This is a genomic window from Candidatus Contendobacter odensis Run_B_J11 (assembly GCF_000531125.1).
Classification (GTDB): domain Bacteria; phylum Pseudomonadota; class Gammaproteobacteria; order Competibacterales; family Competibacteraceae; genus Contendibacter; species Contendibacter odensensis.
Genome location: NZ_CBTK010000140.1, coordinates 1 through 1,244, shown reverse-complemented (window position 1 = coordinate 1,244; position 1,244 = coordinate 1). Strand labels below are relative to the sequence as shown.

Below are 1,244 nucleotides of genomic sequence, written 5' to 3'. Positions count from 1 at the left end.
GTAGCGCGGGTTAGCATCGTAGGTTGGGTTGCGGGCTTGCCCCGTGACCTGACTGAAACGCGGTAAAACTAAACCCCCCGCCCTGTGATGAATGGGGCGGGGGATTTTTGATTGAATCCCCCCACTCTTAAAGAATGCGGTCTTACGGTTCATTCAATCAATACAAAGGTTTCAATATCCAGAAATGATTAAAATACAGGGCGAGATTGTTGTTCTCGAAACGATGGCAGAAGGTCATGGTATCCGTGAACTCAATCGCTTGCGTCAACAGTATGGCCATGGTCATTGGCGCAAGAAAAAAGGTATCGCAATCATTGAATTAAACAATGGCGCAACCGCGCCAGCGGAAGTACACTGGTACGAAGCACATGGAATTGGTCGGGTCAAAATGAAGATTAAGAGGTGGCTATGAAATTTGTCGTTTGCATGAGCCGCGAGGGACTTGGCGATCTGTCAGCGGATGATTTAACGCTAGGGCGTCTCTATGAGGTCATTGAAGAAGCCGATGATCGTGGAATGATGCGGATCATGGATGACTCCGGCGAAGACTATTTATATCCAGCGATTCTTTTTAGCTCTTTGGAAGTTCCGCCGCAAATCGCAGCACAGTTACATCACCTTTTGAACTCACCCGTGTCAGCCGCGTCGCTTCGTAGCGCGGGTTAGCAAGTAGCAAGTAGGGCGGGTTAGCGAAGCGTAACCCGCCGGAACCGGGACGCCCTGAACGGCGGGTTACGGCTCGCGCCTAACCCGCCCTACTCCTGACCGGACTGAACGAACCGCCCTTGGGACACCGGGGCGGTTTTTTATTGCGGGGATGTTGGGGTGGTGCTGATGAAATACTGGGTGTATTGATCTATACTCGCACTGTGAAACTTCCCATATTCAACAAAGATCAAAGAGAAGGCTTAGCTAAAATAGCTGACAATGTAGCTACGGCCTCTGTAGTTGCAGCATTAATTGGCGGCTTCGTCGACCGAAGAGCCGGATTAATTGCTGTTTTGGCACTTGTCGCTTTGGCGCTCATCCTTCTGTATGTTGCATATACCTTGCGTAAAGGAGACGAAAATGGCCATTGAATCCTTAATTGGTTTGTCATTATTCACCTTGGTCATGGTTTTTGTTGCTGTGTATGCCGACAAACACCGTACCCATAAAGAGTCCCGTAAGTAGCATCCGTCGGTTGGGTTGCCGTTGGTTTGGCAACCTAATCCCCCCCGGCCCCCCTTTTTCAAAGGGGGGAA

Annotated in this window: 3 protein-coding genes; all 3 read left to right on the top strand. The window is 50.1% G+C overall.

Translation table 11 applies throughout. The features are described 5' to 3' along the window. The first annotated feature begins 184 nt into the window (after window positions 1-184). Complete coding sequence (locus BN874_RS10475; protein ID WP_034432945.1) at window positions 185-412, top strand: hypothetical protein; 228 nt, start codon at window positions 185-187, stop codon at window positions 410-412. Next, on the top strand, window positions 409-666 hold the full coding sequence (locus BN874_RS10470; RefSeq protein ID WP_051497698.1) for a hypothetical protein: 258 nt from the start codon (window positions 409-411) through the stop codon (window positions 664-666). The genes BN874_RS10475 and BN874_RS10470 overlap by 4 nt, the downstream gene beginning before the upstream one ends. A 119-nt stretch (window positions 667-785) precedes the next feature. Continuing rightward, the gene (locus BN874_RS24460; protein ID WP_154724861.1) at window positions 786-1,079 is read left to right on the top strand and encodes a hypothetical protein; all 294 of its coding nucleotides are present in this window, start codon (window positions 786-788) and stop codon (window positions 1,077-1,079) included. Window positions 1,080-1,244 lie beyond the last annotated feature (165 nt).